We start from the raw sequence: 26,955 nt of genomic DNA, 5'->3' as shown, positions 1-26,955 counted from the left end.
GTTCAATCATGTCTGCGCATTTACAGAGCAAGCAGCATCTCTCTCACGATTTTTCCTGCCGTAGCTGTGGATACACCGCTCTGGTCAAAAGGCGGACACAGCTCATTCACGTCACATGCTATAACCCGGCATTTTCCGCACACCAAAAGCACTGCCTGCAGAAGTTCCAAAAAGGTTACGCCTCCTGCCTCCGGAGTACCCGTTCCCGGAAATACGGAGGGGTCCAGCACATCCAGGTCCAGCGTAAAATACACCGGCTTTCCCGAAATTCTGTCAACTGCCTGGGAGATTCCCTTCAGATCAAAGGGATGCATGTTTACATGCCCTTTTTCTGCCCACAGAAATTCTTCCCGGTCACCGGAACGAATGCCGAACTGAAAAATGCGGTCATCCCCCACCAATTCCCAGCAGCGCCTCAGCACACAGGCATGGGAGAGCTCTACCCCCAGATAATCCTGCCGCAGATCCGCATGAGCGTCAAAATGCACGATACAGAGGTCAGGATACTTCTTTGCTGCTGCCCGCACACTTCCCAGGGTCACCAAATGTTCCCCGCCGATCATAAAGGGCAGCTTGCCGTCTCTCAAAATCTCCCCTGCCCGGTCCTCAATCTGGTAAAGCACCCGGGCGGTATCCCCGATGGGAAGCTCCAGATCCCCGCTGTCAAATATTTTAAAATCTGTCAGGTCTTTTTTCTGATAAGGACTGTATGTCTCAAGGCCATAGGATTCATTCCGGATGGCCTGGCTTCCAAACCGGGTTCCCGGCCTGAAGGATGTGGTGGAGTCAAAAGGCGCTCCGAATATGACAATACGCGACTCCTCATATTCCCCGCCGCATCCGATAAAATTCACAATATTTTTACTCAACATCTTTCAGCATCTCCTCCACATAAGCCGGCAGGGCAAAGACTCCCGCATGAAGCCTGGGCAGATAATATCTGGTGTGTATCCCCAGAAGCTTCCATCTGACCCCATCCAGGTCGTCCACCGGATGATATTTCTTTGAAGCAAAACCAAACAGCCAGTGTCCCGAGGGGTAGGAGGGAATATGGGCCTGGTAAACCCTGCTCACCGGAAAGGACTCCACGATCCGCTTGTGCATTCTGAGACACCAGAAAGCCTCCTCATCGTAAAAGGGGCTCTCATGCTGGTTGATCATGATCCCATCCTCATGAAGCGCGTTAAAACAGTTCCCGTAAAACTCTTTTGTGAACAGCCCCTCTGCCGCCCCGAAAGGATTGGGGGAGTCAATAATGATCAGATCATAGGCATCTGAACGGCTGCGGATGAATTTCAGTCCGTCCTCATGATAGATATTCACTCTCCTGTCATTTAAACTGCAGGCCATCTGCGGAAAATACCTTCTGCAGACTTCCACCAGAAGCGGGTCTGCCTCCACCACGTCAATCTGCTCTACATCCTCATATTTGACCAGCTCCCGGACAACACCGCCGTCACCGCCGCCGATGACAAGGATCTGCTTCACATCGGGATGGACCGCCATGGGTACATGGCTTATCATTTCATGGTATATGAATTCATCCTTTTCCGTCAGAGCCAGATCCCCGTCCACCACCAGTATCTTCCCGAATTCCCTGGAGCTTAACACGTCCAGACGCTGAAGCTCACTGTTGGCGGAAAAGAGCTGTTCATCCACCCGGATGGATAATTTTACATTGGGTGTATGTACATCCGAAAACCACATTTCCATCATACAGCCCCTCCTTTCAGCACATTGAGACGCCGGATGCCCGCATCCTCAGGCCCTGTCATGGAACAACCTTTTTCCTTTGCATAGACGATATAGTCTAAAATATCCTCTGTGATCTCTTCCCCGGGGGCCAGGATCGGGATTCCCGGCGGGTAACACATGACAAACTCACTGCATATCCTTCCGGCCGTCTCTTCCAAAGGCAGAGATTCTTTCGGCGCATAGAAGGCCTCCTGGGGTGTTGCCACTACTTTGGGGTCTATATACTCCTGGGTCAGCATGCCTGCGCGGTCCTTTTTATACCGCCGCTTTACCTCTGCAAGAGCGCTCACCAAACGTTCCACCTCCTGTCTGCGGTCCCCGATAGACAGGTAAGCCAGAATATTGCCGATGTCGCCAAACTCAATCTGGATGTCATATTCATCCCGCAGAATGTCATAGACCTCAATCCCGGCCAGCCCAATCTCCAGCGTATGCACAGAGAGCTTGGTGCGGTCAAAGGCAAAGATACTGTTTCCGTTTACCAGTTCTTCGGAAAAAGCATAATAGCCGCCGATATTGTTGATCTCCTCCCGGGCGTATTCCGCCAGACCGATAACCTTTTCAAACTCCCGGCGCCCGCGAAGAGCCAGATTTCTCCTGGAAATGTCCAGGCTTGAGAGCAGCAGGTAGGAGCCGCTTGTGGTCTGGGTCAGATTGATGATCTGCCGTACATGCCCCACACTGACTCCCGGCCCTGTCAAAAGAAAAGAGCTCTGCGTCAGGCTCCCCCCTGACTTGTGCATACTCACTGCTGCAATATCAGCCCCGGCAGCCATGGCGGACACGGGAAGCCCCTCCCCGAAGTAAAAGTGTGTCCCGTGGGCTTCATCTGCCAGCACAAGCATACCGTGCTCATGTGCCAGCTTTACGATGGAACGCAGGTCGGAACAGACACCGTAATACGTGGGGTTATTTACAAACACTGCCACTGCATCCGGATTGTTCCGAATCGCCGCCTCCACCTGCTCCAGGCGCATCCCCAGAGAGATTCCCAGCCTGCAGTCCACATCGGGATTCACGTATATCGGCTGCGCGCCGCAGAGGACCAGAGCATTGATGGCGCTTCTGTGTACATTTCTGGGCATGATGATCTTATCTCCCCGCTTGCAGCAGGACAGAACCATGCTCTGCACAGAGGAGGTGGTACCTCCCACCATGAGAAACGCGTGGGCCGCGCCGAAAGCCTCCGCCGCCAGCTCCTCCGCCTCACGGATCACAGAGACAGGATGGCAGAGATTATCAAGAGGCTTCATGGAATTAACATCGATCCCCACACATTTTTCTCCCAGAAGCTCCACAAGTTCCGGGTTTCCTTTTCCGTGCTTATGTCCCGGAACATCAAAGGGCACGACCCGCATTTTTCTGAAACGTTCCAACGCCTCATAGATAGGCGCCCGTTCCTGCTTTAATTCTGACATGTTCGACCTCCTTTTCCGATTCCTGCCTGCACACGGGTGTGCTGTATGTATATACACAAAAAAAGCAAGCAGGACCGTATACATTGTCCTTTGCTTGCTTCTGTTCATCATTATTATAGAACTCCACCGTCCCCCCGTCTGCACCGGGTCTCAAATAAGCCCCTACCCGGGTGAACATGGCTGTTATTCTTTTTCACAAAAACAGATATGGTTTAGAGTCTATATAGCAAATATTTATACTTTTAATACTCTTATTGACCGTTTCACAAGTTTGACGTTTTGTATACGCACTAGTTATAAAGTAACCAACTTATAAAATTTGAGCTTCTAACTCAATCAATAAGGCAATTAAATTGCCGGAAATATTTGCATGGAAATCTTCACCTTTATCTGTCTTCCATACATGCCATACTTTACCACAGCTTTATCAAAATAGCAAGAAAAAATTTAGACAACGCCTGCAAATTTCTGTTTTCACCCCCGGATATCTGTGGTATGATATATTTGTAGCAAAATTTCTGATTCGTAAGGAAAGGAGGGTATAATTGCCGGAATATTGATGACTGTTCAGACCTGCTGGACAGTGACAAATACTGCAGTTATACAGAGAATACAGAATTATGGAAATGAAAAATATGATCGTCGGCCAGTCCGGCGGCCCTACTGCTGCCATTAACAGCAGCCTGTACGGTGTGGTATCGGAGGGACTTCGCCAGAAAGAATTTATCGGACGTGTCTATGGAATGGTAAACGGAATTGAGGGGTTTTTGGAGGGCCATATCCTGGACTTTGAGGACGCACTTCCCGGCGGCACACTGGAAGGGCTGAAAACCACCCCCGGTGCTTACCTGGGATCCTGCCGTTATAAACTGCCGGAAGATTTGTCCGACCCGGTCTATCCTGAGCTGTTTGCCAAGTTTGAGGAGCTGCAGATAGGCTATGTCTTCTACATCGGAGGCAATGACTCCATGGATACTGTGAGCAAGCTCTCCCGCTATGCCGCCTCCGCAGGCAGCGAGATCCGTTTTATCGGAGAGCCGAAGACTGTGGACAATGACCTGGTCCTCACAGACCACACCCCCGGGTTTGGAAGCGCTGCCAGATATGTGGCCTCCACTGTGCGGGAAATCGTCATTGACGCCAATGTTTATGAGAAAAAATCAGTGACCATCATAGAGATCATGGGACGCCACGCCGGCTGGCTCACAGCCGCTTCCGCCCTGGCAAGAAAATATAAAGGGGACAATCCACTGCTCATCTACCTGCCGGAGACAGCCTTTGACCAGGAAGCCTTCCTCAAAAAAGTGGAAGAATGCTTTGAAAAGACGCCCAATGTCATTGTATGCGTTTCTGAGGGCATCCATGATGACAAGGGAACCTTTATCTGTGAATACGACAACCATGTAGGCACCGACACCTTTGGCCATAAAATGCTGGCCGGATGCGGCAAATACCTGGAGAACCTGGTGAGAAACCGCCTGGGTGTCAAGGCTCGCTCCGTAGAGCTGAATGTAAGCCAGCGCTGTTCCTCCTCCATGATGTCCCAGGCAGACCAAAAAGAGGCCGTCATGGCCGGTGAATTCGGCGTCCGCGCTGCACTCAAAGGATATACAGGGAAAATGGTGGCATACAAAAGGACATGCAACCTGCCTTACGCTATCACCTTGGGACTTGAGGATGTAAATGAAATCTGCAACAAGGAAAAAACCGTTCCCCTTGCATGGATCACAGGGGATGGTTCAGACGTAAGCGATGATTTCATCATTTATGCCCTTCCCCTCATTCAGGGAACGGTTGAGGTACCCACAGGTACAGACGGCCTGCCCGCATTTGTATATAGAAAATAAAATATTTCATACCAAGAGAGAGGGAATCCCGCTTACCGCCGGATTCCCTCTCTCTTATTTCTGTTCTTCGCTGCTGCTGAAAGCCAGCAGAATATTTCTCTGTAAAAATTCTTTCGTCTGCTCTCTCGGAACCTCCTCTGTCTCCAGTCCCTCAAGCAGGTATACAAAATAACTCATAAATCCGGCCATCAATACCATGGTCACAAATGTTTCCGGCATCTTTACAGGGATGGTCCCTTCCTGCTTTCCCTGTTCCATGAGAATGCGGAGCACACTCTCCACCTGGCACTGAGGGCCGCCGAATTTTGTAAATTCCCTGTACAGATTCTCCTTCATTCTGCACTCCTGCCCCTGCAGACGCATAAGCTGTGTGCTGCATCTGCTCTCACTCATCTCTGTCTCGATGAAATCCAGCACTGCCATAATCTGTCCCTTCAGGCTTCCGGTCGTTCGGAGTATCTCCATAATTTTCTGAAACATTTTCTCCCCGGACCAGATGATGGCTTTTGCCACCATCTCCTCCTTACTGGAAAAGTATTCATACGCCGTGCCTTTTCCGATCCCGGCCCGGTTGGTAATATCAGATACTTTAATGGAGTGAATGTCCGCATCTTCCTCTATCAGGTCAATGACCGCCTGAAAAAGAGCCAGTTCCTTCTCACTGAGCTTCTCCTTCATCCACTAATCTCTCCTCATCCTTTTTATAATGACGGCGGTTCAGTATATCATAGATACACGGCACCACAAACAGGGTCAGCAGTGTACCGTAGATCAAACCTCCGATTGTGACGATTGCCATGGGCTGCACCATATCCGCACCCATACCCATGCCCATAGCCATAGTGACAAGGCCGAGGATGGTGGTGAGCGCTGTCATTACAATGGGACGCAGACGGGCACGGCCGGCTTCCTCGATCGCCGCCCTCTTTTCCATGCCGTCCTTGCGGAGCTGATTGATGTAATCCACAAGCACGATACCATTGTTTACAATGATGCCCGACAGCATGACAAATCCAACCATTGCCACAATGCTGACCGGCTTGTTGCTGACAAGAAGGCCCAGGAAACCGCCTGTAAATGCCAGTGGAATGGTGAACATGATAATGAACGGGGAGAGCAGGGACTGGAACTGTGCCACCATGATCAGGTACATGAACACAAGCGCCAGCGCCAGCATCTGAAGGAGCTGCCCCATGGCCTCATTGATGCTCTCGTCCTCACCTTTCATTTCAACTGTGTACCCCTCCGGTATGGTGTATTTGTCAAGGATCTTCTGTACATCCTGGCTTACAAGCCCGATGTTATAACCGGACGCGATCTCCGCTGTCACGGACATATAGCGTGACTGTCCGTCCCTGTTGATCGCCTGGGGGCTTACGGAATCCTCAAAGTCGGCGATATCCCCCACTTTTATCTCCTCTGTCTCCCCTTCCGCATTGGTAGTCTGGATGGTTATGTCCGCGATCTGTTCCCTTGTGAGGGATTCATCCTTCTCGCTTCTGACATATACGTCGTAATCCTTGGTTGCTGTGGAGATAGTGGTGGCACTTGTGGCCTCAGCAATCTTCTTGTTTATCTCCTGGAACACCTGCGCCACAGTCAGGCCGTGCCGCATGGCTTTTGATTTATCCACAACCACCTTGTACTGGGCGTCTGTCTCCTCCATGCCGTCACTGACATTCTGGGTGCCCTCCACTTTTTCAATCTTGCCGGCCAGGTCTGTGGCAATCTCCTGGAGCTGTTCCAGGTCTTTTCCCTTGATCTCTATCTGTATGCCGCTGCCGCCGAGGGCGCTCATATCCATATTGGAAGTGGAAACCACCACCTCACAGCCCTCTACATCCTTGGTTCTTTTCAGTATTTCTTTCTCAAGCTGTCCGTTGTCCAGCTTCTTATCTTCCTTCAGCACCAGGTACATGGTAACTTCATTGGTGGAACTTCCGCCCATAGACATGGCGGAGCCTCCGGCCATGGCTCCGATGGTCTCAATATCATCTATATCGGAAATTTTTTCAATGACCTCATCTGCTTTCGCCGCAGTCTCCTTCAGCGGCGTTCCCTTATCCGTGGTCACAGTCATGCTTGCCTGTGTGCTCTCCATGGACGGGAAAAATTCTGTACCCTTGCGCACGGACAGGTACATGCTTCCCAGAAACAAAACCAGGGCTCCCAAAAGCACCCAGGCTTTGTGCGTCAGTGTCTTATGGATCATACGACCGTAAAAGTTCTGTACCTTATCCAGAAACTTTGACGGCTTTGCCTCCGCCCGCTTTAAAAGTCCGGCGGACATCATGGGCACCAGTGTCAGCGCCACGACAAGGCTGGCCACCAGGGAATAGAAGATGGTCAGACCCATATCCACAAAGAGCTGACGGGTAATTCCCTCTGTAAATACAATAGGCGCAAATACGCACACCGTTGTCAAAGTTGAGGAGACGATGGCTCCCGCCACCTGCTTCGCGCCCTCCACAGCAGCTTTTCTGGCAGGTATTCCCAGGCTTCGCATGCGGTATATATTTTCTATAACAACAATGGAGTTATCCACCAGCATACCGACACCAAGGGCAAGTCCTGAGAGGGAAATAATATTAAGCGTAACTCCTGAGAAATACATGAGCACCAGAGCTGCTACCACACTGATGGGGATGGAGCAGGCAATGACAAAAGTAGGCTTAATATCCCGCAGGAATAAAAACAGCACCAGGATTGCCAGAATACCGCCGTACAGCATATTCTGCAGAACGGAATTAACAACCATATCAATATAAATACCCTGATTCATCAGCGTTGTAAAATGCAGACCGTTGTTTTCCTTTTCCAGTTCATCCATACGCTCCAGAATCTTATCTGCCACATCCCCCGTGGAATATCCGGTCTGCTTCTCTATGGAGAGCATCACGCCGGGGTTGCCGTTGATCTTGGCATACACGTCTGCGGAGTTATCGGTAACGCTGATATCAGCCACATCAGACAGACGGATGGATGCAAGTCCGTCCAGCTTCAGATCCAGAAGGACCAGATCCCCCAGACTGTCCACATCCTGCACCTTATCTCCTACTCTGACCAGATACTCCTTGTTGTCCTCCGTCACGTAGCCTGCAGGCATGGCAAAGTTCTCTGCCGTGAGGATACCCTTAACCATATCAGATGTCAGGATCGTATTTAAGTCCGCTTTGTCCTGCGCCTGTTCCTTCGCCTCATCTAACTGTTCCCTGCCTGAGTCAAGCTGGGACTGGGCTGCCTCCAACTGGGCCGTTCCCATGGCGATCTTGGAAGAAGCGGAACTGAGCTGAATGGAGGCCATGATCTTCTGGGTCTCAAGCTGGATCTGAGCTGCGCTCATCTGGGACTGTCCTGCCTCGATCTGGGCCTTTGCCTCCTGCAGCTTTTGTATCCCTGCGCTTAACTGGGCCTGGCCCTCTGCAAGCTGGGCTTTTGCCCCTGCGATTTCCTGCAGTCCTTTGTTGGCGGCATCCAGCCCTTTATCCACTACCTCAACAGGGTCAAGCTTGGAAAGCTGCTCATTCAGAGCGGCAAGCTGCTGCTCCATCTCCGCCTTTTTGTTCTCCATCTCCTCTTTGGCTGCTGTGAGCTGGGCAATGGCCTGCTGCCATTCCTCATCTGTCATACTGTCAGGTTTTTCAGGTGTCAGAGCACTCAGCTGTTCTTCCAGCTCTTCTATCTGCCCCTGAATCGCCGCAATCCCTTCCTCCAGCTTCTGGCTCCCCTCCTGGGCCTCCAGGAGTTTATTCTTTGCCTCTGTCAGCTTTTCCACAGTCAGGTTCAGGCCTTCCTCTGTGGCCTGCAGCAGCTTGGACTGACTGTCAAGCTCTGTCTGTTTGCTCTCCAGGTTCTGAAGCTGCATATCCACCTCAGCCGCACTTTTTGTCAGTTCACTCTGGGCCTGGGAGAGCTGTCCGCTTCCCTCCCCAATCTGGGAGGCCGCTTCATTCTGGCCGTTTTCCAGTTCACTCTGACCGCTTTCCAGCTCACTTTTTCCGGAATCCAGCTCTGCCTGGGCATCATTGAGCTTCTGCTCCTCCTCGGCGAACTTGCCGTTTATGGCATCCTGAACCTTACGGTTCATGGCATCCAGCTTCTCCTGGTTGATCCGCACCTCAACACTCTCGGTGACGCCGCCGCTTTGGGAAACCCTGGCAACCCCATCTATGCTCTCGATATTGGGCTGTACATTATCTTCTATGTAATCGGTAAGCTCCGCAGCCGTAAGGCCATCCACATCCACGGCTGCCACCAGGACCGGAAGCATATCCGGGTTCAGCTTCATAATAATAGGATTGCTCACCGAGTCATCCCAGTATCCTTTGATCTGATCCAGATTCTCCCGCATCTCCAGTGACACGGAATCCATATTGGTGGTCTCCTCAAACTCCAGGATCACCATGGATACATTTTCCCTGGAAACAGAGCTTACATTCTTGATATTGCTGACTGTTGCCATACTCTGTTCAATAGGCTTTGTAACAGTCTCCTCCACCGATTCGGGGCTGGCTCCCACATAGGTGGTCATTACAATTGCATAGGGCAGATTCATGCTGGGCAGCAGATCCGTGTTCATCTTCGTCACAGACACCACGCCCAAAAGAATCACCAGCACCACCGCCACAATGACGGTATAGGGCTTTTTCACACTAAAACGCGATAACATTTGAAGTCCTCCTGTATTTTTGATCGGCCGACCGACTGACCGGTCAGTCTAATGTAAAAATTATATGTCTTTCCAGTAGGTGTGTCAACAAATCTATTTATTAAAGTTGCATAAACTTCCAAATATATTACGGTTCACGGCATGCCCGGCAACCTGAATATTCAGACATCTTTCCGGGACAGGCCCATGCAGAGGCCTGCCAGCAGAAAATAAAAAGGTGTGGTCACCGGCTGAAGGATTCCGATGAACCCCTGGAGAAACATACAGAGAAAGGGAATCAGCCAGGGATATATCTCCTCTCTTCTGTTTTTCCACACCGCGCGGCATACACCGGCAAAACACCCCGCCCAGGCGGCTGCCCCGAAGATTCCGGTGGTAAGGAGCAGATGCAGGAGATCATTGTGAGCACTGTCGTAAATCTGCCCCGTCTTTTCTACCATCTCTCCGCTGCTTGTCTGCATCATGAGAAGTTTCAGTGTATCAGGTCCGTATCCGAACAGCTTCCGCACAGGCGGCGCCTCCAAAAAAAGCTCCCAGGTCCGTTTCCAGATATATCCCCGATTACTGCCCCAAAAGTCCGTGACCCGAAGAAAACCCGGTCCCCGCAGCACCCCTGCGTTCACCAGCCCGAAAGCAAGTACCCCTATCGCCGCCACCCCGCCCAGGCAAAGCATATAATAACGGTGCACTCCGGCTGCCGCCTGTTTCCACCAATCCTCTTTCAGGCCCCATCTCACTGCCGCGTACAGACAGGCAGATAACACCAGTCCCGCTGCCGCTGTCTGCCAGGATGCCAGGTATCCGGGCAGTGCCGTATAGCTGCAGACTGCCTTTTTCCCCAGAAGCCAGGCTGCAAAGCAGGCCGCAGAAAAGGCAGCCCCTGTCTGTGTGATCCTGTACAGATATATCTTACTTTTGTAAAAGGCTGCGGGCAGGAAAAGGAATCCGGCGAAAACTCCCAGAAAGCCCCCGTCACTGTTTCCTGCGAACAATCCCAGAAATCCTATAAAACAGACAGCCAGAACCTCCCGCTCCCCGCCCAGGCAGAATCCCGCCATAGCGGAAACCGCCAGCAGTGCGCAGAACCCGGAAAAAATGTTGCTGTACCCAATGGTGGAAAGATAGGCTCCTGTAAGCCCCTCAGGAACGTGTTCCAGAAACCCCCAGAAATCCACGCCCGCAAAGTGCAGAATCCCTACCGCTGCGGTCACTGCCCCGATGGTATAGAATATAAGGGAAAAGAAGGATAGGTCGCAGCAGTTCCTTGATACCAGCAGATAACACAGGCACATACACACATACAGCAGGGCTCCCGCCCATCTCCCTCCGCTTCCCGTAAAGGATGCCATCCCGTAAGGAGACAGGACCGAGGATACCAGCACCGCTGCCCCCAGAGACAAGAAGCAGATATCCGCCGTCTCCGCCTTCCGGTTTCCTCTTTGCCCCATAAACGCTGTCACACACCAAAAAACGGCCGCGGCAATGGTAACCGCAATAAAAAAACAGCTTTTTGACTTCTGTATATTATAATAATAATCTGTAAAGAACAGCGGAAACACGCCCGCCACCAGACAGATGTAAACCTTTCTTCCTTTTTCGCAAAGTTCGCTCATAGTCTTCCTCCCACAACATTTAGATATATTATATCAAAAAAAGCGAAAACAAGAAAGATTATTCGTCATTTTAACCATTTCTTCCTTTACTTATTTTCATATCATGGTATAATGATATTTATAAGTGCAATACCAACAAATATATGGGGGCACAGAAAGCATGAACAGAAACAGCAAATGGTTCCGTATTTTATTTCTGGTGATCGCAGCTATATTTGTGATCAGCACCTGTGCTTTTGTGAACACAAAGGTTCAGGACGCAAAAGCGCAGAAGGAATATGAACGGCTGCAGGAACTGGCACGAAAGCAGCAGGAGGAAGAGGACAAAAAAGCAGAAGAGGAAATGAAACGGCAGGAAGAGGAAGAAGCACAGCGGGCTAAAAAAGCTGCGGAGGAGGAAGCCGCAAGGCAGGCAGCTCTTGAAAAAGAAAAGAAAAGGAAATCCTTCCCCATAGATTTTGAAGGGCTGAGAGAACAGAATGAAGATATCTTTGCCTGGATCACCATTCCCGATACCGTCATAGACTATCCGCTCCTATGCCATCCGTCAGACGATACCTACTATCTCAACCACGACCCGGCAGGTAATCAGGTACAGCCCGGCGCCATTTTCATTGAGAGCATCAACAGCCTGGACATGAGTGATTCCAACACCATTCTCTATGGACATAACCAGCGAGATCAGTCCATGTTCGGCTCTCTCCATCAGTATGAAGATCAGGCTTATTTTTATACGCATCCCACGATTCTTATCTATACAAAAGATTATAAACTGCTTACATATACTGTCTTTAACTGCGGACAGATTGATGACAGCCATATTCTGGGGGAACCCAGCATGAACGGGGATACCGCTTTATTCCAGTCCTATCTGGACAATATAAAGAGCGGTACCATGCCGAAACAGCATCTGCGAAAAGATGTACAGGTAACTTCTGCGGATAAGATCATTACCCTGTCTACATGCGAAAACGGAGGACAAAATGACAGGCGTTTTATTGTACAGGCAGTGCTCACTTCCAGCGAGGATTACTGAGACACAGCCGTCAGGGGGAATATAAAGCAGCACGGCTTTATATAATATTTCTACTTTGAAAGGAGATTTAAAAAGATGAAGATGAAAAAGTTATTGGCTGTAGTGACTGCAGCAGTGCTGACCATGGCAACCGCCATGACCGCTTACGCCGCGCCTGTTGCCAGCGGAGGGGATGTATCAAAAGAAGACCCTGATGATGACGGCCTGACACCGGAGGAAGAAGAGTTCCTCAAAAAGGCTGCAACTGACAAAGTATCTGCTGTGGGGGAAAACGGCACTTCTCTTGTCACCATCGCCCTGGATTACAACAAAGTGGATGAAGATGTGGTAAAAGAGTTATCGAAACAGATCGACACAAGCAAAGCTCCCGGAAAGCTGGTCGGCTTATATGAAGTAGGCGTTGCAACTGCAGCCGGCGAAGAATACAGCGGCAAAGTTACTCTGACCTTTAAAGTTGACGGTGTAAAACCAGGTGATACCGTGACCGTGGTTCATTATCTCACAGATGCGGACGGAAACCTGACCGGAGAAATTGAATATATTAAGCCGGACAGTGTGGGCAACGGAACCGTGACAGCCACCTTCACAAGCCTTTCTCCAATCGGTATTGTGGTACAGGTTGCAAAAGCAGAAAAAACTCCGGCCAAAACAACAGCAGCCAAAACAAAGAAGACAACCACTGCTGCCAAAAAATCCCCGAAGACAGGAAACGAGGACTACACCATGATCATGCTCCTCTCTGCAGCAGCACTTGGCGTAATGACCGCAGTTTCCAAAAAGGGTAAAAAAGCCTGATTGACAAAATCCTTCTTATAAAATACAGAGACAGCCCCGGCAGCGAATCCGCCGGGGCTGTCTCTGTATTTATAGGAAGGATTTTATTATTTGTCATAGAGATGACAGGCGACCATATGTCCGTTTCCATTATCCTTTAATTCCGGGATCACCGTATCGCACCCTTCTGTCTTCTTAAAGCAGCGGGAACAGAAGCGGCAGCCTGCCGGAGGATTTATGGGTGTGGGAACATCTCCTGTCAGGATGATCCTCTCTTTTTTCTTTGTAATATCCGTGGAGGGGATGGCTGACAGCAGTGCCTGTGTGTAAGGGTTCAGCGGGTTATCATAGATCTCACGCTTATCTGCCACCTCCATCAGCTTGCCCAGGTACATAACGCCAACCCGGTCGCTGATGTGTTTCACCACATTCAGTCCGTGGGCGATGAACAGATAGGTAAGGCCGAACTCCTCCTTTAAGTCATCCAGCAGGTTCAGTACCTGTGCCTGAATGGATACGTCCAGCGCGGATACCGGCTCATCACAGACGATCAGCTTGGGCTGTACAGCCAGCGCACGGGCAATGCCCACCCTCTGCCTCTGTCCGCCTGAGAACTCATGGGGATAACGGTTTCTCTGGTGGTTTGCAAGGCCTACACAGTTCATGAGATATGTAACCCTGTCCTCCACCTGGTCATCCGGCATCAGTTTGTTGATGCGGATCGGCTCTCCGATAATATCCCCCACTGTCATACGGGGATTTAAGGATGCATAGGGGTCCTGGAAAATGAGCTGAATATCCTTACAGTATTTCCGCCTCTCCTTTGTGGAGAGCTTGGAGATATCCTTTCCGTCGTACAGGATCTCACCGGCGGTTGGTTTGTACAGATCCACCAGCATTTTGCCGATGGTGGATTTGCCGCAGCCGGACTCTCCTACCAGGCCCAGGGCCTCACCTTTATATATTTTAAATGATACATCGTCCACAGCTTTTAAAACAGCGGTGGGTTTTCCGAAGAAATTTGTCTCCACATCGAAATACTTTTTCAGGTGTTTTACCTCCAAAAGGACTTCTTTCTTCTCTTCACTCATCTTACTCACCCTCCACTTCGTCGCTTACCAGGAAGCATCTTACTTTTCTTCCATCCTCTGTGACGGACAGCTTCGGCATATGCTCTCTACACTTTTCCATGCATTTGTCACAGCGGTCTGCAAAGGAACATCCCTTTGGCAGATGGATGGGATCCGGTACGATACCTTTGATCATATAAAGCCGCTCTCTGTCCTCATCCATTTTCGGGATGGAATCCAGAAGCCCCTGTGTATAGGGGTGCAGAGGTTTCGTGAAAAGCTGCTCCACAGTTGCCTGCTCCACTACACGGCCGCAGTACATAACCACTACTTTGTCTGCAGTCTCAGCCACAACACCCAGATCATGGGTGATCAGCAGCACTGCCATACCCAGCTTTTCCCTCAGCCGGTTGATCAGATCCAGGATCTGTGCCTGGATGGTCACGTCAAGGGCTGTTGTAGGCTCATCCGCGATCAGCAGCTCCGGGTCACAGGCCAGTGCCATGGCGATCATGACACGCTGGCGCATACCTCCTGACATCTGATGGGGATAGTCGTTCACGCGCTGTTCCGGCGCAGGAATCCCTACCAGATCCAGCATTTCAATGGCTCTTTTAAGAGCCTCCTTTTTGTTCATGGTGGTGTGGGTCAGAATTGTCTCCATGATCTGGTCTTTTACTCTGTACACCGGGTTTAAGGAGGTCATTGGCTCCTGGAAGATCATGGAGATCTTGTCCCCGCGGACAGCCTGCATCTCCTTTGTGCTCTTCTTTAACAGGTTCTCACCGTTAAACAGGATCTCTCCCCCTGCCACACGGCCCGGATCACGGATCAGGCCCATAACGGAGAGGGAGGTAACACTTTTTCCGGAACCGGACTCTCCCACAACTGCCAGGATCTCTCCCTTGTCCACTTCAAAGCTGACACCGTTTACCGCCTTGACCGTACCTCTTTTTACTTTAAATTCTGTCTCCAGATCTTTTACTTCCAACAACATGATACGGTCCTCCTTATACTCGTTCTTTCGGGTCCAGCGCGTCCCGCAGGCCGTCACCAAACAGGTTGAATGCCAGCACTGCCAGGGTAATGGCAAGACCCGGGAAAATCAGTGTGTAGGGAGCGGAGAATATATAAGTTCTCGCACGCCCCAGCATATCTCCCCACTCTGCCATGGGAGGCTGCACGCCCATACCTAAAAATCCAAGAGCTGCCGTATCCAGAATGGCAGTGGAGATACCCAGGGTTGCCCTTACCACAATGGAGCTGACCACGTTAGGAAGGATGTGGTGGAAAATGATCCTCCTGTCAGAGTTTCCCACAACCTTGGCTGCCGCCACATAATCATTTTCCTTGACAGACAAAATGGAGCTTCGCACAATACGTGCGTACTCCGGAATGGATACCGTACCGATGGCAATGATGGCCTTGTCAAGTCCTTTGCCAAGGGCTGCCATCAAGGTGATGGCCAGAAGAATGGATGGAATTGAGAGCATGATGTCCATACATCTCATGATAAAGGAGTCCACCTTCCCTCCGAAATAGCCTGCCACTGAGCCAAGCACGGTCCCGATCAGCAGGGAATAAGCCACAGCAGCCACACCTACAAAAAGAGAAATCTTCGTACCCGAAAGCACACGTGAAAAGATATCACGTCCAAGCTGGTCTGTTCCGAAATAGTAATCCCTGCAGGGTGCCACAAATGTGTGCCCCATATCAGAGTATTCCGGGTCATAGGGAGCCAGCCAGTCTCCCATAACAGCTAAAAATAGGAAAAACAGAATCACTACAAGGCCTGCCACTGCTGCTTTGTTCTTTTTCAGGGTGTCCCACATCACGCGGATTTGGGATTCCGGTTTTTCCAGTGCCTCCCCTGTTGTCTGTACCTGTTGTTTTTTCCGCATGACGGTTACACCTCCTTCTTCTCAAACTTAATACGCGGATCCAGAAACGCATAGATCACATCCACAATAAGATTCATCAGCACGAATATCACTGCAATGAGCAGAACCACGCCCTGCACCACCGGGAAATCCGATTTCATAATACACTGTACTGTGTAGTTGCCGATACCCGGCCATGCGTACACAGATTCTGTCAGCACAGCACCTCCTAAAAGAGAGCCGAGCTGCAGACCGATAACGGTGGTGACGGGAAGCATTGCATTTCTCAGCGCATGTTTTCTTGTCACCTTGCCTTCGCTGATACCTTTTGCCCTGGCTGTACGGATATAATCCTGGTTCAGGGTCTCCAGCATACTGGAACGTGTCATACGGGCAATGATGGCCATGGAATACAGACTCAGGGTCACTGCCGGAAGTACCATATGTACGACAGCGTCCTTCAAAGCTACCGTATCTCCCTGGATGATACTGTCAATGATCATAAAACCTGTCACTGTGTCCGGGCGCAGAGACGGGTCAATACGTCCGCTGGAAGGCAGCCAGTGAAGGATGCCGGAAAACAGGATGATCAGCATGATTCCGAGCCAGAAAATAGGCACCGATACACCGACCAGGGACAGCAGCATACCTCCGTTATCAAATATGGAGTTCTTCTTCACAGAAGACACCACGCCGATAATAATACCGAAAATAGCTGCCAGGATGATCGCTATAATAGCCAGCTCCACTGTTGCCGGAAAACGGCTGGCAATCTCTTTTGTCACAGGTGCTTTTGTATAATAGGAAGTTCCCAGATCACCGGTGACTGCTCCTTTGATAAAATCAACATACTGTGTGACCACAGGTTCATTCAGCCCATTGGCTTCACGCCATTCCTCCATGCTCTCCCTGGTTGCGTGCTGACCCAGAACGATAGGCGCCGGGTCCGGTGCGCATACACGCATAAGAAAGAACACAATCAGGGATACACCGAAGAGAACGGGTATGAGCTGTAAAAGCCGTTTAATTATGTACTTAAACATGTCTTGACCTCTCTTTTTCTTTTGTTTCAATCTGCGCTCGGTAATTTGTCTCCGCCCGCCGCTGTTTTGCTGAATTCCTCCGGAACAATTCATTTCTCAAGGGGTTTATCCTGCAGAGCCCTTTCAGAGATGAACTGTTCCCCGGTAAAACAAGCTTTTAGACCGCATATAAGGGCAGATTTCTCTGCCCTTATGCAATCCCGTTTTACCTGATTAGTTCTTATATGTCTTGCTCAAGAAAACATTTCCTGTCGGATGTGCGATGAAGTTCTGTACATTAGATACATAGCCTGACAGGTTCTGCTGATGGGAAATCGGCAGCCAGATATTCTCGTCTGCGATCTTCTGTTCCATCTTGGCATATGCTGCATTTCTGTCGTCACCGTTTTCCATGGAGGCTGCTTCGGAAAGCATGGTATTGTACTCCTCATTGCGGTACAGGGCAACGTTCATCTCCGGGTCCTCATGAGCTAACAGATACATAAAGTTATCCGGGTCACCATTGTCACCGATCCAGCCGTACAGGCACATGTCATAATCGCCTGCGCCCAGCTTCTCTTTGTATGTTGTCCAGTCATAGGAATCAATGGAAACTTTTACGCCTACCTTGTCAAAGTATCCCTGCAGAGCCTCTGCCAATGTCTGGCCTGTTGCAGTATTGTAAGGTCTCGGGTTTGTATAAGCCATCATCTTCAGTTCCGTGATGCCCTTTTCTTCCAGAATCTTCTTAGCGTCATCCGGGTTGTATGCTGTCTGTTTTACATCTGCGCTGTAGCCCGGCATAAAGGTGGGAAGAATGCTGGTAGCCTGGGAAGCGTATCCCTTGTAAAGGCTATCAACCAGTTCCGGAATATTTACTGCCTCAGATAATGCTTTTCTCACATCAGGGTCTGTCACTTTCTGTGTGTTATATGCCATATAGTTGATATTCATACCTTCTGCCTGGTATAACAGACAGCCTGCAGATGTGATCTGGTCAACTACAGTAGCGTCGATACCGTCGATGATATCTACTTCCCCGTTTGTCAGGGCAACTACACGTGCGGAGTTATCGGGAATGGTTGAGAAGATGATCTCTTTTGCAACTCCCTTGTCACCCCAGTAGTCTTCGTTTCTTTCCATAACAACTGCTTCGTTCTTATCCCATCTTACGAATTTGTAAGGGCCTGTTCCGCACGGAGCTTCATTTAAGTTTCCGTTTGCCGCGTCACATGCGGTTGGGCTTACCATCGGTGCACCCAGAGACATAGCCAGGTTGTTTAAGAACGGTGTGGATTTTTTGGTGAGTTTGAACTCTACGGTATATTCATCCACTACGTTGCACTCTGCAACATCACCGTATACGAAGTCAGCGTAGAGCATGTCCTCTGTTTTATTGACTGTCTGTCTGTCAACATTATATTTTACTGCTTCCGCGTTGAAATCTGTTCCGTCGTGGAATTTTACGCCTTCTCTTAACTTGAAGGTATAGGTAAGGCCGTCCTCACTGATCTCCCATGACTCAGCCAGGCAGGGTTCTACCTCTGTATCGCTGTCGCCGTATTTCAGAAGGCCTTCATACATCTGGCAGATTGGTTTGGAGGACTCACCGTCATCGATCATAGCCGGGTCAAGACCACGTGGGTCGGCGCCCTGCGCATATCTCAGTGTCTGCTCCTTGTCCACATCTTCCGGAACATCAGCAAATTTTGTCAGCATCTCGCCGCTTGCTTTTTTCTCGGTTGTTCCGGTTTCCGTCTCTGCATCCGCATCCGCATTTCCTTCATCACCGGCAGTTTCTGTTTTTGTTGTGTCACTGGCATTGTCTGCGCCAGTCTTCTTGTTGCTTCCGCATCCTGCCATCAGGGTGATTGCCATAGATGTGCAGAGCAAAGCCGCAATTACTTTTCTCTTCATAGAAAATCCCTCCTTTGATTCACGCAGCGCTCCCTGTGTCCTGTCATTTTGACATCACTTTGACGTGGTAAACACAAAGAACTCTGTGCTAACCATTTTACTATAGATAGAGAAAAATTACAAGTTTTAATTTCTTATCCTGCATTTATTGTATGATTATGCGTAACCGTTACAGTCACTTTGACGTGGGCCGGATGCCTGCCGGCACTGCCTTTTCGTGCGGTGAACGCAGTAAATACGCAGACCGGTCTGGGCTGTTATGGTTATGCAGACCGGTTTTATCTGGCTTTGATTTGTATATAAGTATAGAAATGATATTTTATTCAGGATGAATGTATATTTATATTCATCATTTGCAAGTTGGCTTTGTTTTTCCTGCAAATTTTTCTGTATAGATTTTTATATGCATGATGTGCGAGTGTACATTTGTCTTTTTATGGAAGACATTTTTGTATAAACCGCTGTAATTTTAGATGTTTTGGCGGGAAATGTCTCTCATTAAAAGACATGTGAGGTATTTCTCTATATAGTTGCCGGGATATTATAAGGGTATCTTGCAAGTGATAATCAGAATATGCAAAAGAGAACCCGTCAAACATTACACGGATTCTCTCTTTATAGGGAATACTCATGGCAGGTTAATTACCTTACCGGAAGTTTTCCCAGTATCTCCATCTCGTCTGCAATGTATTTCAGCCCATATTTCTCCCAGATATCTCTGTATGGCCATGCAGTCTTCCTATCCCATCCTCTGGTATCGTAATACATGTCTACTAAATGGTTGAAATCATCCCAGTCTGCTGTTTCCCCCCAGGAGTCCGGTATACAGATTCCCGGCCATACGGCATTTACTTCCATTTCCCGGTCACGGCCAAAATTACGAATCAGGATCGCACGGAACAGCAGCTTTGAACGCACTGCAGAATCCCTCAGTTCTTCCTCTGTCATGGGATATCCCGTTGCCGCTTCATACATCTCAGCTTCCATGGAGTTCCACCACAAGTCCGGACTCTGCCAGTCACAGCAGGTAACTCCATCCTTGATCTCCCCCTTATTTTCATTCATGATGATGCTGTCCACAAGAGCCTGGCTGTGGTATGGGTCTTTTCGGATTTCCAGCAGATTCTCATATTTATCATGATGATGCTCTATGGTCTGCATATCCCTGGAGGATGTCATCAGCTCAATGGTGGTTGCCAGCCAGGTTTCTTTGGTGATACTGGCCTCAAATCCCCGGCCCTGCCAGTGAAAACTATGCCCCCATGCTGTCTCCATACTGATAGGCAGATCCACCCGGGGATTGCCGGGGAGCATCTGTGATCGTCTGCCGTGATAGATGGTATCCCCAAACTTCTCCTTGCCAAGCCTGCGGATCGCCCGGGCCATTCCCTCTGCCAAAAGATTTCCGTAGTAACCCTTTCTGTATACGATCATATCCATTAGATATGCCACAAACTCCCTGGATTCCACATCAATGGGCATTCCAAAATCAATCTCATCAAAGACACCTTCCCTGCTCCCCATAGACAGCCAGGGAAGCAGCCATACAATCACATCCCATTTATCCACTCCATATTCATTGCACAACTCATTTATCATATTTCCTTTTTCAAAATCGGGTTTCCAGAACCCCAGTATATCCGGCAGTATAGGTTCATTGATTTCCTTAAAATAGGGATCTGTAGGGTCTGGTTCCGGAAATTCCTGGCTCAGCAGCTTGCAGGGCAGTACATGATTTTCCTTTGTCATCCAGTTGGCTCCCGGTGTATTCGGCACATCTGTCTCAAAACCATAGGCAAAAATACTCACACACTTTTCAATATGGTTGATCTTTTCATCGCTGAAAAATGAATCCGTGTTCATCATCAGACAGTTACAATGCTGGTTACATCCATGGGAACAGGCAACATTTCCTCTCACCCACTTTCCCGGCGCTTCATTACCCGGCAGTCCCTGTGACTCCTTTTGAAGTACCGGTGACGGACGCATATAGGGACTGCCCATACGCATCCGCAGTTTTAGTACCTTTTCCACATTGGCAACAGCTACTACCCCTGTTCCATGACAGGTTACAGCCTTCAGATTCTTGGATCCCCACACAGCACCGAAACCGCTTTTAGCCATGACATTATCATTGCTTGTGGTAATGGAGGCGTTGCGGACCAGATTCTCACCGGCAGGACCTATCACCATACTCTTAAATTCTTTGCCGTGGGTTGTCTCCAGCCATTTCTGGGAATCATGGACTTTTTTCCCCCACAGGTTTCTTGCGGAAAGAAATTCCACTTTATCGTCATCTATGGCAATATACACCGGCTCCTGAGCCTTGCCCTCAAGGATAAATCCGTCATATCCCGCGAATTTCAATTCAGCTCCAAACCATCCCCCGATACCGCTGAAAGAATATTGTTCCGGATAGTTGTTGGCCGCTATCCCTGTCATCTCTGTCCTTCCCCCTGTGGGGATACCGGTTCCTGTAGTTGCCCCTGTCATGTAGATCAGCTTATTTTCCGGGTCAAAAGCTTTTGTTCCCGGCTTCACCTCATCCCAGAATATCTTATTACACAGTGCTCTTCCCCCTAAATACTTTGGAACATATTCGTAGGTAGATATAATCTCCGTCTTCTGCTCCGTCAGGTTGATGCGCAGGATTTTCCCCACATAGCCTCCCAGTCTGTGTATATTCAGAGGATTATTTAAGATATCATCTGCTGTATAATTCGGCATTTTCCTTCTCCTCCTATTTTGGATTTCTGATTTCACTGCCTGTATCTTTACTCACACCAAGGCAGCGTACCGGACAATACTGAACACAGGCAGGTCCCTCCGGCCTGGTACGGCATAAGTCACACTTTTTCGCCTTCCATTTCTTACGGCTGCTGTTCTTTGCCATATGAATCCTGGGAGGATCAAAACGACATGCTTTTATACATTTTCCGCATCCAATACAATTTTCCTCCCTTATATAGGCTATACCCTTATCATCTAAGCACATAGCCTCATCTTTTTTTGGACAGGCATCATAGCAGGGATGGTCTGTACAGTGCTGACAGGATGCAATATGGCACACCATATTCCTGGTGCCTCCGCGGATCAGGGATATACGGCTGTAACTAGGACTTACCAGACCGTCATGGACCAGACTGCATATGATTTCGCAGGATGTACAGCCGGCACATAAAGAATATTCGGGAGAATATTGGACAACATGCTCCCCATATGGCTCCGCCAAACGATTTTCTTTCATCTTCATCCTCTCTCTCTTTTAAGAATTGACCGAACTTTTATTTTTCTGAAGTTCAGGCAGGAAAATCACCAGTATGCTCATCAGAATCATACATCCACCAGCAAGCAGGAACATCAGGGAAAAATTTTCTCCCGCAATGGGTGTGATGATATATGTAGGAATAATTACCGCTCCTAAAAGCTCCAGGGTTGTGATCGCGCCGCCGGCACTTCCTGCATATTGCGGCCCGATTTCCGGAAGCAGCATGGGAAAGGACATGTATAACGGTATCAAAGTTCCAATACAAAAGCCTGCCAAAAGTAAAGATACCACAATAAGAGGCGGCGCCCCCATCCAACCGAAAGCGGCACACACTCCGGCAATCACGCCCAGCCCAATGAGGAATCCTTTCATGGACGGCATCCTGCCGCAGACTGCAGGTCCCAAAAGGCTTCCCAGTAAACTGCCCACAGTCAGGACAGACGCCATAATACCGGATGTTCCTGCACTGATTCCCCTGCTTTGGAGTGCTGTGGGAAGAAACGCGCTGACAGCTACGTTACATCCCAGCACACACATTAGACAAAGTCCCACCAGCCAGATATTCCTGCTTTTTAATACTACTTTCAGACTTTCCAGGGGTGACTCCTGAGACTTTTGTCCGCTCTCACCGTCTTTCATAAACAGTATCCATAATACAAAAACCACAACAGCAGCAATTCCCGAAACTGCAAACGCAAAAGTATAGGAAGGCATCATGGCCGTAGTGGCTGTGCCCACTGTCATTCCCAGGGTACTGCCCACCATGGCGATTCCCACCATAGATCCCACCTTTTCCGGAGGATACCAGCCGCCGATGATTTTTGACATATTGACATTTAAAAATGTAACCCCGATACCTCCCAAGATCATAGTGCCCATCATGGAAGCATATCCTGCAGCAAAAGGCCTGAGACACAGTCCCAAAGCGGTCACAGCCAGGCCTATGGCGGCTACCCGCTTCACACCATATTTATCAGAAAGCATCCCTGCTATGATTCCCAGAAAAATTGCGGGAATCATCGGGGATGAAAACACACTGGAAAATTGGCTGGAGGAAAGTCCCATATCCTCCATAAGCACCGGTCCCAGAGGTGAAAGCTGGTACTGGAAATAATTTCCCAGGACTAAAGCTGTAAACAAAATAATAACCACGATTTTTCCATAGGAGCCTTTTTTCTTCCTCATTTTTTCTCCCTTTCCCAAGCTCTTGATTTATGCCTGAAACTAGTTGCTGATGCATACACCTCCGTCCACTACCATCTCTGTGGCAGTCACGAAGGAGGACTCATCTGACCCCAGATATACGGCTGCGTACGCGATATCGTCCGGTACTCCCAAACGTCCCAGCATACATACGGTGTTGATCATCTCCTGCTGTACCTCTTTGTTGTTTTTCACATCAGCCGGCGTCATATTTGTGTTGATCGGACCCGGAAGAATGCAGTTTATGCGGATACCTTTTCTGGCATACTCTTTTGCCACATTTCTGGAAATATTTGTCACTGCTGCTTTCATTGCCCCGTAAAAATAGGAATTCAGTTCCGGCCATATGGAAGAAATTGAGGCCACATTGATGACAGACCCCTTCCCTGCCTTTTCCATTTCAGGAATAAATGCCTGCATCATCCACACATAGGCTCTGTAATTCGTTTCCATGATCAGATTAAAATCTTCATCGTTCTGCTCCAAAAAGGGTTTATGTACTAAGACACCTGCTGCATTGAACAACACATCTACCCTCTGAAACTTATCCATGGCGGCCTTTTTCAGCGCACAGATATCTTCCTTTTTCCTCAGGTCACACCTTACAAAAATGGCTTCACGCCCCATTGCTGTGATCTTATCAACAACCTCCTGTCCTTTTTTCTCATTACGGCCGACAGCTACAATATCTGCCCCTTCCTTTGCATACATAAGCGCAACTGCTTCCCCGATTCCTGATGTAGCTCCTGTAACCACTGCGATTTTGTTTTCCATACGTCCCATAATGAATTACCTCCCGTTTTTTATATACGCACATTTTATCAATCTGCTGTTAAAAAGTAATCCATCTGAAAACATGAAAATTCAGCGGATTTTTCCGCTTGCGAACACGAAAGAGCTCCACCCTCACCGGATGAAGCTCTTTTGAAATTAATTATTTATAGGTATTCAGATATTGCAGGATTTCACAGGATAATAAAATTGACTGCCGTACATCCGAGTCATTCAGATTTAACGTCACCATTCTCTCCACTTTCAACAGACGGTAACCCAATGTGCTTTTATGTATATTTAGAATTTCCGCCGCTTTTGATAAACTCATGTTTTCTTTCATATATACATAAAAACTCTGCATCAGGATACCATCTTTATCATTCTCGTGCAGATGCAGGATTTCCGGATTGCACAGAAGTTTTAAATCGATCTTTTCTGCGAGAATGTCCATTATATGAATAATTCTGTATTTGCTATAGGGATAAAAATATTTTTCACGGTCGATTCTGGTCCCCAGTCTGATGGCCGCTGTTGTCAAATACGCCTGTTCATAAATATTTATAATATCAGGGAAACGGTAACTGACACTGGAATTCAATTTATATTTGACCAATTTTTCTTTCACCAATACCAGCTTTTCTTCAAAATTTTCTGTTTTTTTCTCATTAAAAACTTACTAAATTTCTGATTATCTTTTCATAAGTTGGTAAATGCCGATATATCCCGTATTTTAGGGCTTTATCGGTATTTTCTTTTTGGAAGATACCTTGCATAAGCTGGCATTTACCAGCATGAAAATGCAACCAAAAGTAGTAAATGAGTAGTAAATATAAGCTCCGATATTAACAAGCCAGTCTTTCCAGTTCCGCTTTTGCAGATTGAAATGTACCGTGTGCGTAATAGCCAAGTGTCATGGTTATGTTAGCGTGTCCCATGAGATATTGCAGGGTGTTTGGGTTCATTCCTCTATTTGCCATATTCGTACAATAAGTATGCCTGAATGAATGTGGTGTGATGTTCGGTAACTTATCCGTGTGATACTTGTTATATTTCTTAATCAATCCTCGCACCATACCCTCATAGTTTCCTGCAACTTTAGGCAAGCCCTCACGGTTTAAGAATAGGAAATTGCTGTAACCACCTACAATCAGCGGTTGTGCTTTTCCTCTGCTCTTTAGTATTCTTTGGATTGCTTGATAAGCCCGTTCTGTCAATGGAAGTTCCCGTTTTCCGTTTTTGGTCTTTGGTGTTTCAATATAGTAGCCTATTTCGCTATCTTTCAATAGCTGGTGGTCTATATTGAGTATTCTGTTCTGCATATCAATATGCGTCGTCAGTCCGCAAAATTCAGAAATACGAAGTCCCGTTTCCAGCAGAAGCACAACCTCATCATAATACTTGCTGTAAATCTTGTCCTTTTCCATAAAGGCAAGCAGGCGTTCTTCCTGCTCTGGTGTAAGGATAACTTTCTGCTCCGTATCATCTTCCAGAACATCACTTAGCTTAAATTCAAACGGGTTCTTTCTGATACAGTCGTCTTGTATCGCCATGTAAAATGACGCTTTCAAGGAACGCTTATAGTTATCAATCGTTTTATAGGCATATCCTTTTTCACTCATTCTGATAGCCCATTCTTTAGCGTCCGATTGCTTCACAGTATCAATCGCCCTCATACCCAACGGGTCGTTTTTCAGAGCGTTCATAAGATACTGTCGTCCTTTTTCAGTAGCCCTTTTGATGTTCTTTCTTTGGCTGTTCTTCTTGTCGTAGAGCTGGCAGACTGTCATTTTACCGCCGACTGTGTCGATACCGTCGTTAAGGTCTTTTTTTATCTGTGCTTCTTTTTCCCTCAACGATATATCATCACGCTTTCCAGCAGGTGTCTTGTCTGTCGGTACAAGTTTCCAAGAATAGACAAATTGTGGCTTTCCGTATATATCGGTATATTTATAAACGTATCTTCCGTCTTTTCGCTGGCTCTCTCCATTACGCAAATTGCGATTTTTACCGTCTTTTCGTTTTACATTAGACATAGTGTAAAGCTCCTTTCCGTCATGGAATGAGCCGTGATACGCTATATTTATTATACCATATCTACGGCTCAATGACATTAGATTTCGTCCAATGTATCTATGATTTTTTCAAATTGTTTTCGCTTAATCTGAATACGGTTACCGTTCACGATAACCCAGCCAGCGTCAATATTTTCTTCGGCTAATTTACGCAATTTCTTTTCGCCAATGCGGAAGTATTTGGACGCTTCTTCAATCGTCAGCGTATATTTTTCCCAGATAGGCACATCAGTATTGTTCATAATCTATGCACCCCCTTTACTGTGTGTCATTTTTTACAAGCAGGCAGACGGCTTTGGAAAGCTCCGTTAGTATCTCAACTATTCCCATTCTTGTGGGCAGAACCGCACCATGCGGACGTATCATTATTCTGTGAGGATAGGTCGTGGCAAAACGACTTTTCCAACAGTCGCTCTCGGATCACTGCGTGGGTCGCTCGCTTTCTTTTGAAAAGGTCGTGGCGTACAGTCCCCGTGGCTCGCTATCTCACAAACGTATCTGTCTGCTTTATTCAGTTGTCAACGAATCATGAAAGCTTATCTCAGCCTATAATGAAAATAGGATACTGACTCCACTACTTTTTTCACTTCTCTTTTTGCCTTACAATAGTCTTAGGCAGGATTAAGTTTGATTGCAC

21 protein-coding genes are annotated in these 26,955 nt (G+C 48.2%); 3 read left to right on the top strand and 18 right to left on the bottom strand.

Annotated features, from left to right (window positions below; all coding sequences use genetic code 11):
• Positions 1 to 20 precede the first annotated feature (20 nt).
• Genes speB through MUB35_RS11000 form a run of 3 tightly spaced genes read right to left on the bottom strand, consistent with a single transcriptional unit; the run spans position 21 to position 3,173 of the window.
• Entirely contained in the window at positions 21 to 872 is an 852-nt protein-coding gene (speB, locus tag MUB35_RS11010) for an agmatinase (protein ID WP_118743530.1), read from the bottom strand.
• The gene (gene speE, locus MUB35_RS11005) at positions 862 to 1,713 is read right to left on the bottom strand and encodes a polyamine aminopropyltransferase (protein WP_118743534.1); all 852 of its coding nucleotides are present in this window, start codon (positions 1,711 to 1,713) and stop codon (positions 862 to 864) included. The genes speB and speE overlap by 11 nt, the downstream gene beginning before the upstream one ends.
• The gene (locus MUB35_RS11000; protein ID WP_033142770.1) at positions 1,713 to 3,173 is read right to left on the bottom strand and encodes an aminotransferase class I/II-fold pyridoxal phosphate-dependent enzyme; all 1,461 of its coding nucleotides are present in this window, start codon (positions 3,171 to 3,173) and stop codon (positions 1,713 to 1,715) included. Before MUB35_RS11000 ends, speE begins: the two co-directional genes overlap by 1 nt.
• Positions 3,174 to 3,793: 620 nt before the next feature.
• Here MUB35_RS11000 and MUB35_RS10995 point away from each other — a divergent pair.
• Positions 3,794 to 5,020, top strand: coding sequence for a 6-phosphofructokinase (locus MUB35_RS10995; RefSeq protein WP_181014444.1), 1,227 nt, complete (start codon positions 3,794 to 3,796; stop codon positions 5,018 to 5,020).
• Between the two features lie 54 nt (positions 5,021 to 5,074).
• Here MUB35_RS10995 and MUB35_RS10990 read toward each other — a convergent pair whose 3' ends face one another.
• From MUB35_RS10990 to MUB35_RS10980, 3 genes are all read right to left on the bottom strand, one after another.
• The gene (locus MUB35_RS10990; protein ID WP_118743531.1) at positions 5,075 to 5,698 is read right to left on the bottom strand and encodes a TetR/AcrR family transcriptional regulator; all 624 of its coding nucleotides are present in this window, start codon (positions 5,696 to 5,698) and stop codon (positions 5,075 to 5,077) included.
• Complete coding sequence (locus MUB35_RS10985) at positions 5,679 to 9,689, bottom strand: efflux RND transporter permease subunit (protein WP_118743532.1); 4,011 nt, start codon at positions 9,687 to 9,689, stop codon at positions 5,679 to 5,681. Before MUB35_RS10985 ends, MUB35_RS10990 begins: the two co-directional genes overlap by 20 nt.
• A gap of 161 nt (positions 9,690 to 9,850) precedes the next feature.
• Complete coding sequence (locus MUB35_RS10980) at positions 9,851 to 11,302, bottom strand: O-antigen ligase family protein (protein ID WP_244806204.1); 1,452 nt, start codon at positions 11,300 to 11,302, stop codon at positions 9,851 to 9,853.
• Positions 11,303 to 11,462: 160 nt separating this feature from the next.
• Between MUB35_RS10980 and srtB the strand changes: the two genes are divergently transcribed.
• Entirely contained in the window at positions 11,463 to 12,338 is an 876-nt protein-coding gene (srtB, locus tag MUB35_RS10975) for a class B sortase (RefSeq protein WP_244806203.1), read from the top strand.
• 75 nt (positions 12,339 to 12,413) lie between these two features.
• Positions 12,414 to 13,133, top strand: coding sequence for a hypothetical protein (locus tag MUB35_RS10970; protein ID WP_033142766.1), 720 nt, complete (start codon positions 12,414 to 12,416; stop codon positions 13,131 to 13,133).
• Positions 13,134 to 13,219: 86 nt separating this feature from the next.
• Here MUB35_RS10970 and MUB35_RS10965 read toward each other — a convergent pair whose 3' ends face one another.
• The 12 genes from MUB35_RS10965 to MUB35_RS10910 form a co-directional block, all read right to left on the bottom strand.
• Positions 13,220 to 14,203: an ABC transporter ATP-binding protein gene (locus MUB35_RS10965; protein ID WP_054352864.1), complete on the bottom strand. Its 984-nt coding sequence runs from the start codon at positions 14,201 to 14,203 to the stop codon at positions 13,220 to 13,222.
• Between the two features lies 1 nt (position 14,204).
• The gene (locus tag MUB35_RS10960; protein ID WP_033142764.1) at positions 14,205 to 15,179 is read right to left on the bottom strand and encodes an ABC transporter ATP-binding protein; all 975 of its coding nucleotides are present in this window, start codon (positions 15,177 to 15,179) and stop codon (positions 14,205 to 14,207) included.
• Between the two features lie 13 nt (positions 15,180 to 15,192).
• Entirely contained in the window at positions 15,193 to 16,083 is an 891-nt protein-coding gene (locus MUB35_RS10955) for an ABC transporter permease (RefSeq protein WP_033142763.1), read from the bottom strand.
• Between the two features lie 5 nt (positions 16,084 to 16,088).
• On the bottom strand, positions 16,089 to 17,105 hold the full coding sequence (locus tag MUB35_RS10950; RefSeq protein WP_033142762.1) for an ABC transporter permease: 1,017 nt from the start codon (positions 17,103 to 17,105) through the stop codon (positions 16,089 to 16,091).
• A gap of 213 nt (positions 17,106 to 17,318) precedes the next feature.
• Positions 17,319 to 19,001, bottom strand: coding sequence for an ABC transporter substrate-binding protein (locus MUB35_RS10945; RefSeq protein WP_033142761.1), 1,683 nt, complete (start codon positions 18,999 to 19,001; stop codon positions 17,319 to 17,321).
• Between the two features lie 642 nt (positions 19,002 to 19,643).
• Positions 19,644 to 21,728, bottom strand: a complete 2,085-nt coding sequence (locus MUB35_RS10940) for an aldehyde ferredoxin oxidoreductase N-terminal domain-containing protein (RefSeq protein ID WP_244806202.1) — start codon at positions 21,726 to 21,728, stop codon at positions 19,644 to 19,646.
• A 13-nt stretch (positions 21,729 to 21,741) separates the two neighbouring features.
• Positions 21,742 to 22,254: a 4Fe-4S dicluster domain-containing protein gene (locus MUB35_RS10935; protein ID WP_227210001.1), complete on the bottom strand. Its 513-nt coding sequence runs from the start codon at positions 22,252 to 22,254 to the stop codon at positions 21,742 to 21,744.
• A 12-nt stretch (positions 22,255 to 22,266) separates the two neighbouring features.
• Positions 22,267 to 23,454: an MFS transporter gene (locus MUB35_RS10930; protein WP_227210002.1), complete on the bottom strand. Its 1,188-nt coding sequence runs from the start codon at positions 23,452 to 23,454 to the stop codon at positions 22,267 to 22,269.
• Between the two features lie 39 nt (positions 23,455 to 23,493).
• Positions 23,494 to 24,255, bottom strand: a complete 762-nt coding sequence (locus tag MUB35_RS10925) for an SDR family NAD(P)-dependent oxidoreductase (RefSeq protein WP_244806201.1) — start codon at positions 24,253 to 24,255, stop codon at positions 23,494 to 23,496.
• A 151-nt stretch (positions 24,256 to 24,406) separates the two neighbouring features.
• Entirely contained in the window at positions 24,407 to 24,871 is a 465-nt protein-coding gene (locus MUB35_RS30655; RefSeq protein WP_244806200.1) for a PucR family transcriptional regulator, read from the bottom strand.
• 217 nt (positions 24,872 to 25,088) lie between these two features.
• Positions 25,089 to 26,279, bottom strand: coding sequence for a site-specific integrase (locus tag MUB35_RS10915; protein WP_009271880.1), 1,191 nt, complete (start codon positions 26,277 to 26,279; stop codon positions 25,089 to 25,091).
• A gap of 77 nt (positions 26,280 to 26,356) precedes the next feature.
• Positions 26,357 to 26,560 (bottom strand): excisionase, encoded by a 204-nt coding sequence (locus MUB35_RS10910; RefSeq protein WP_004613735.1) that lies wholly within the window; start codon positions 26,558 to 26,560, stop codon positions 26,357 to 26,359.
• Positions 26,561 to 26,955: the final 395 nt, after the last annotated feature.

It is taken from the genome of Blautia sp. NSJ-175 (assembly GCF_022867815.1).
Classification (GTDB): Bacteria; Bacillota; Clostridia; order Lachnospirales; family Lachnospiraceae; genus Blautia; species Blautia celeris.
The sequence above is the reverse complement of the archived record's forward strand: the minus strand, read 5'-3'. Positions and strand labels throughout refer to the sequence as shown.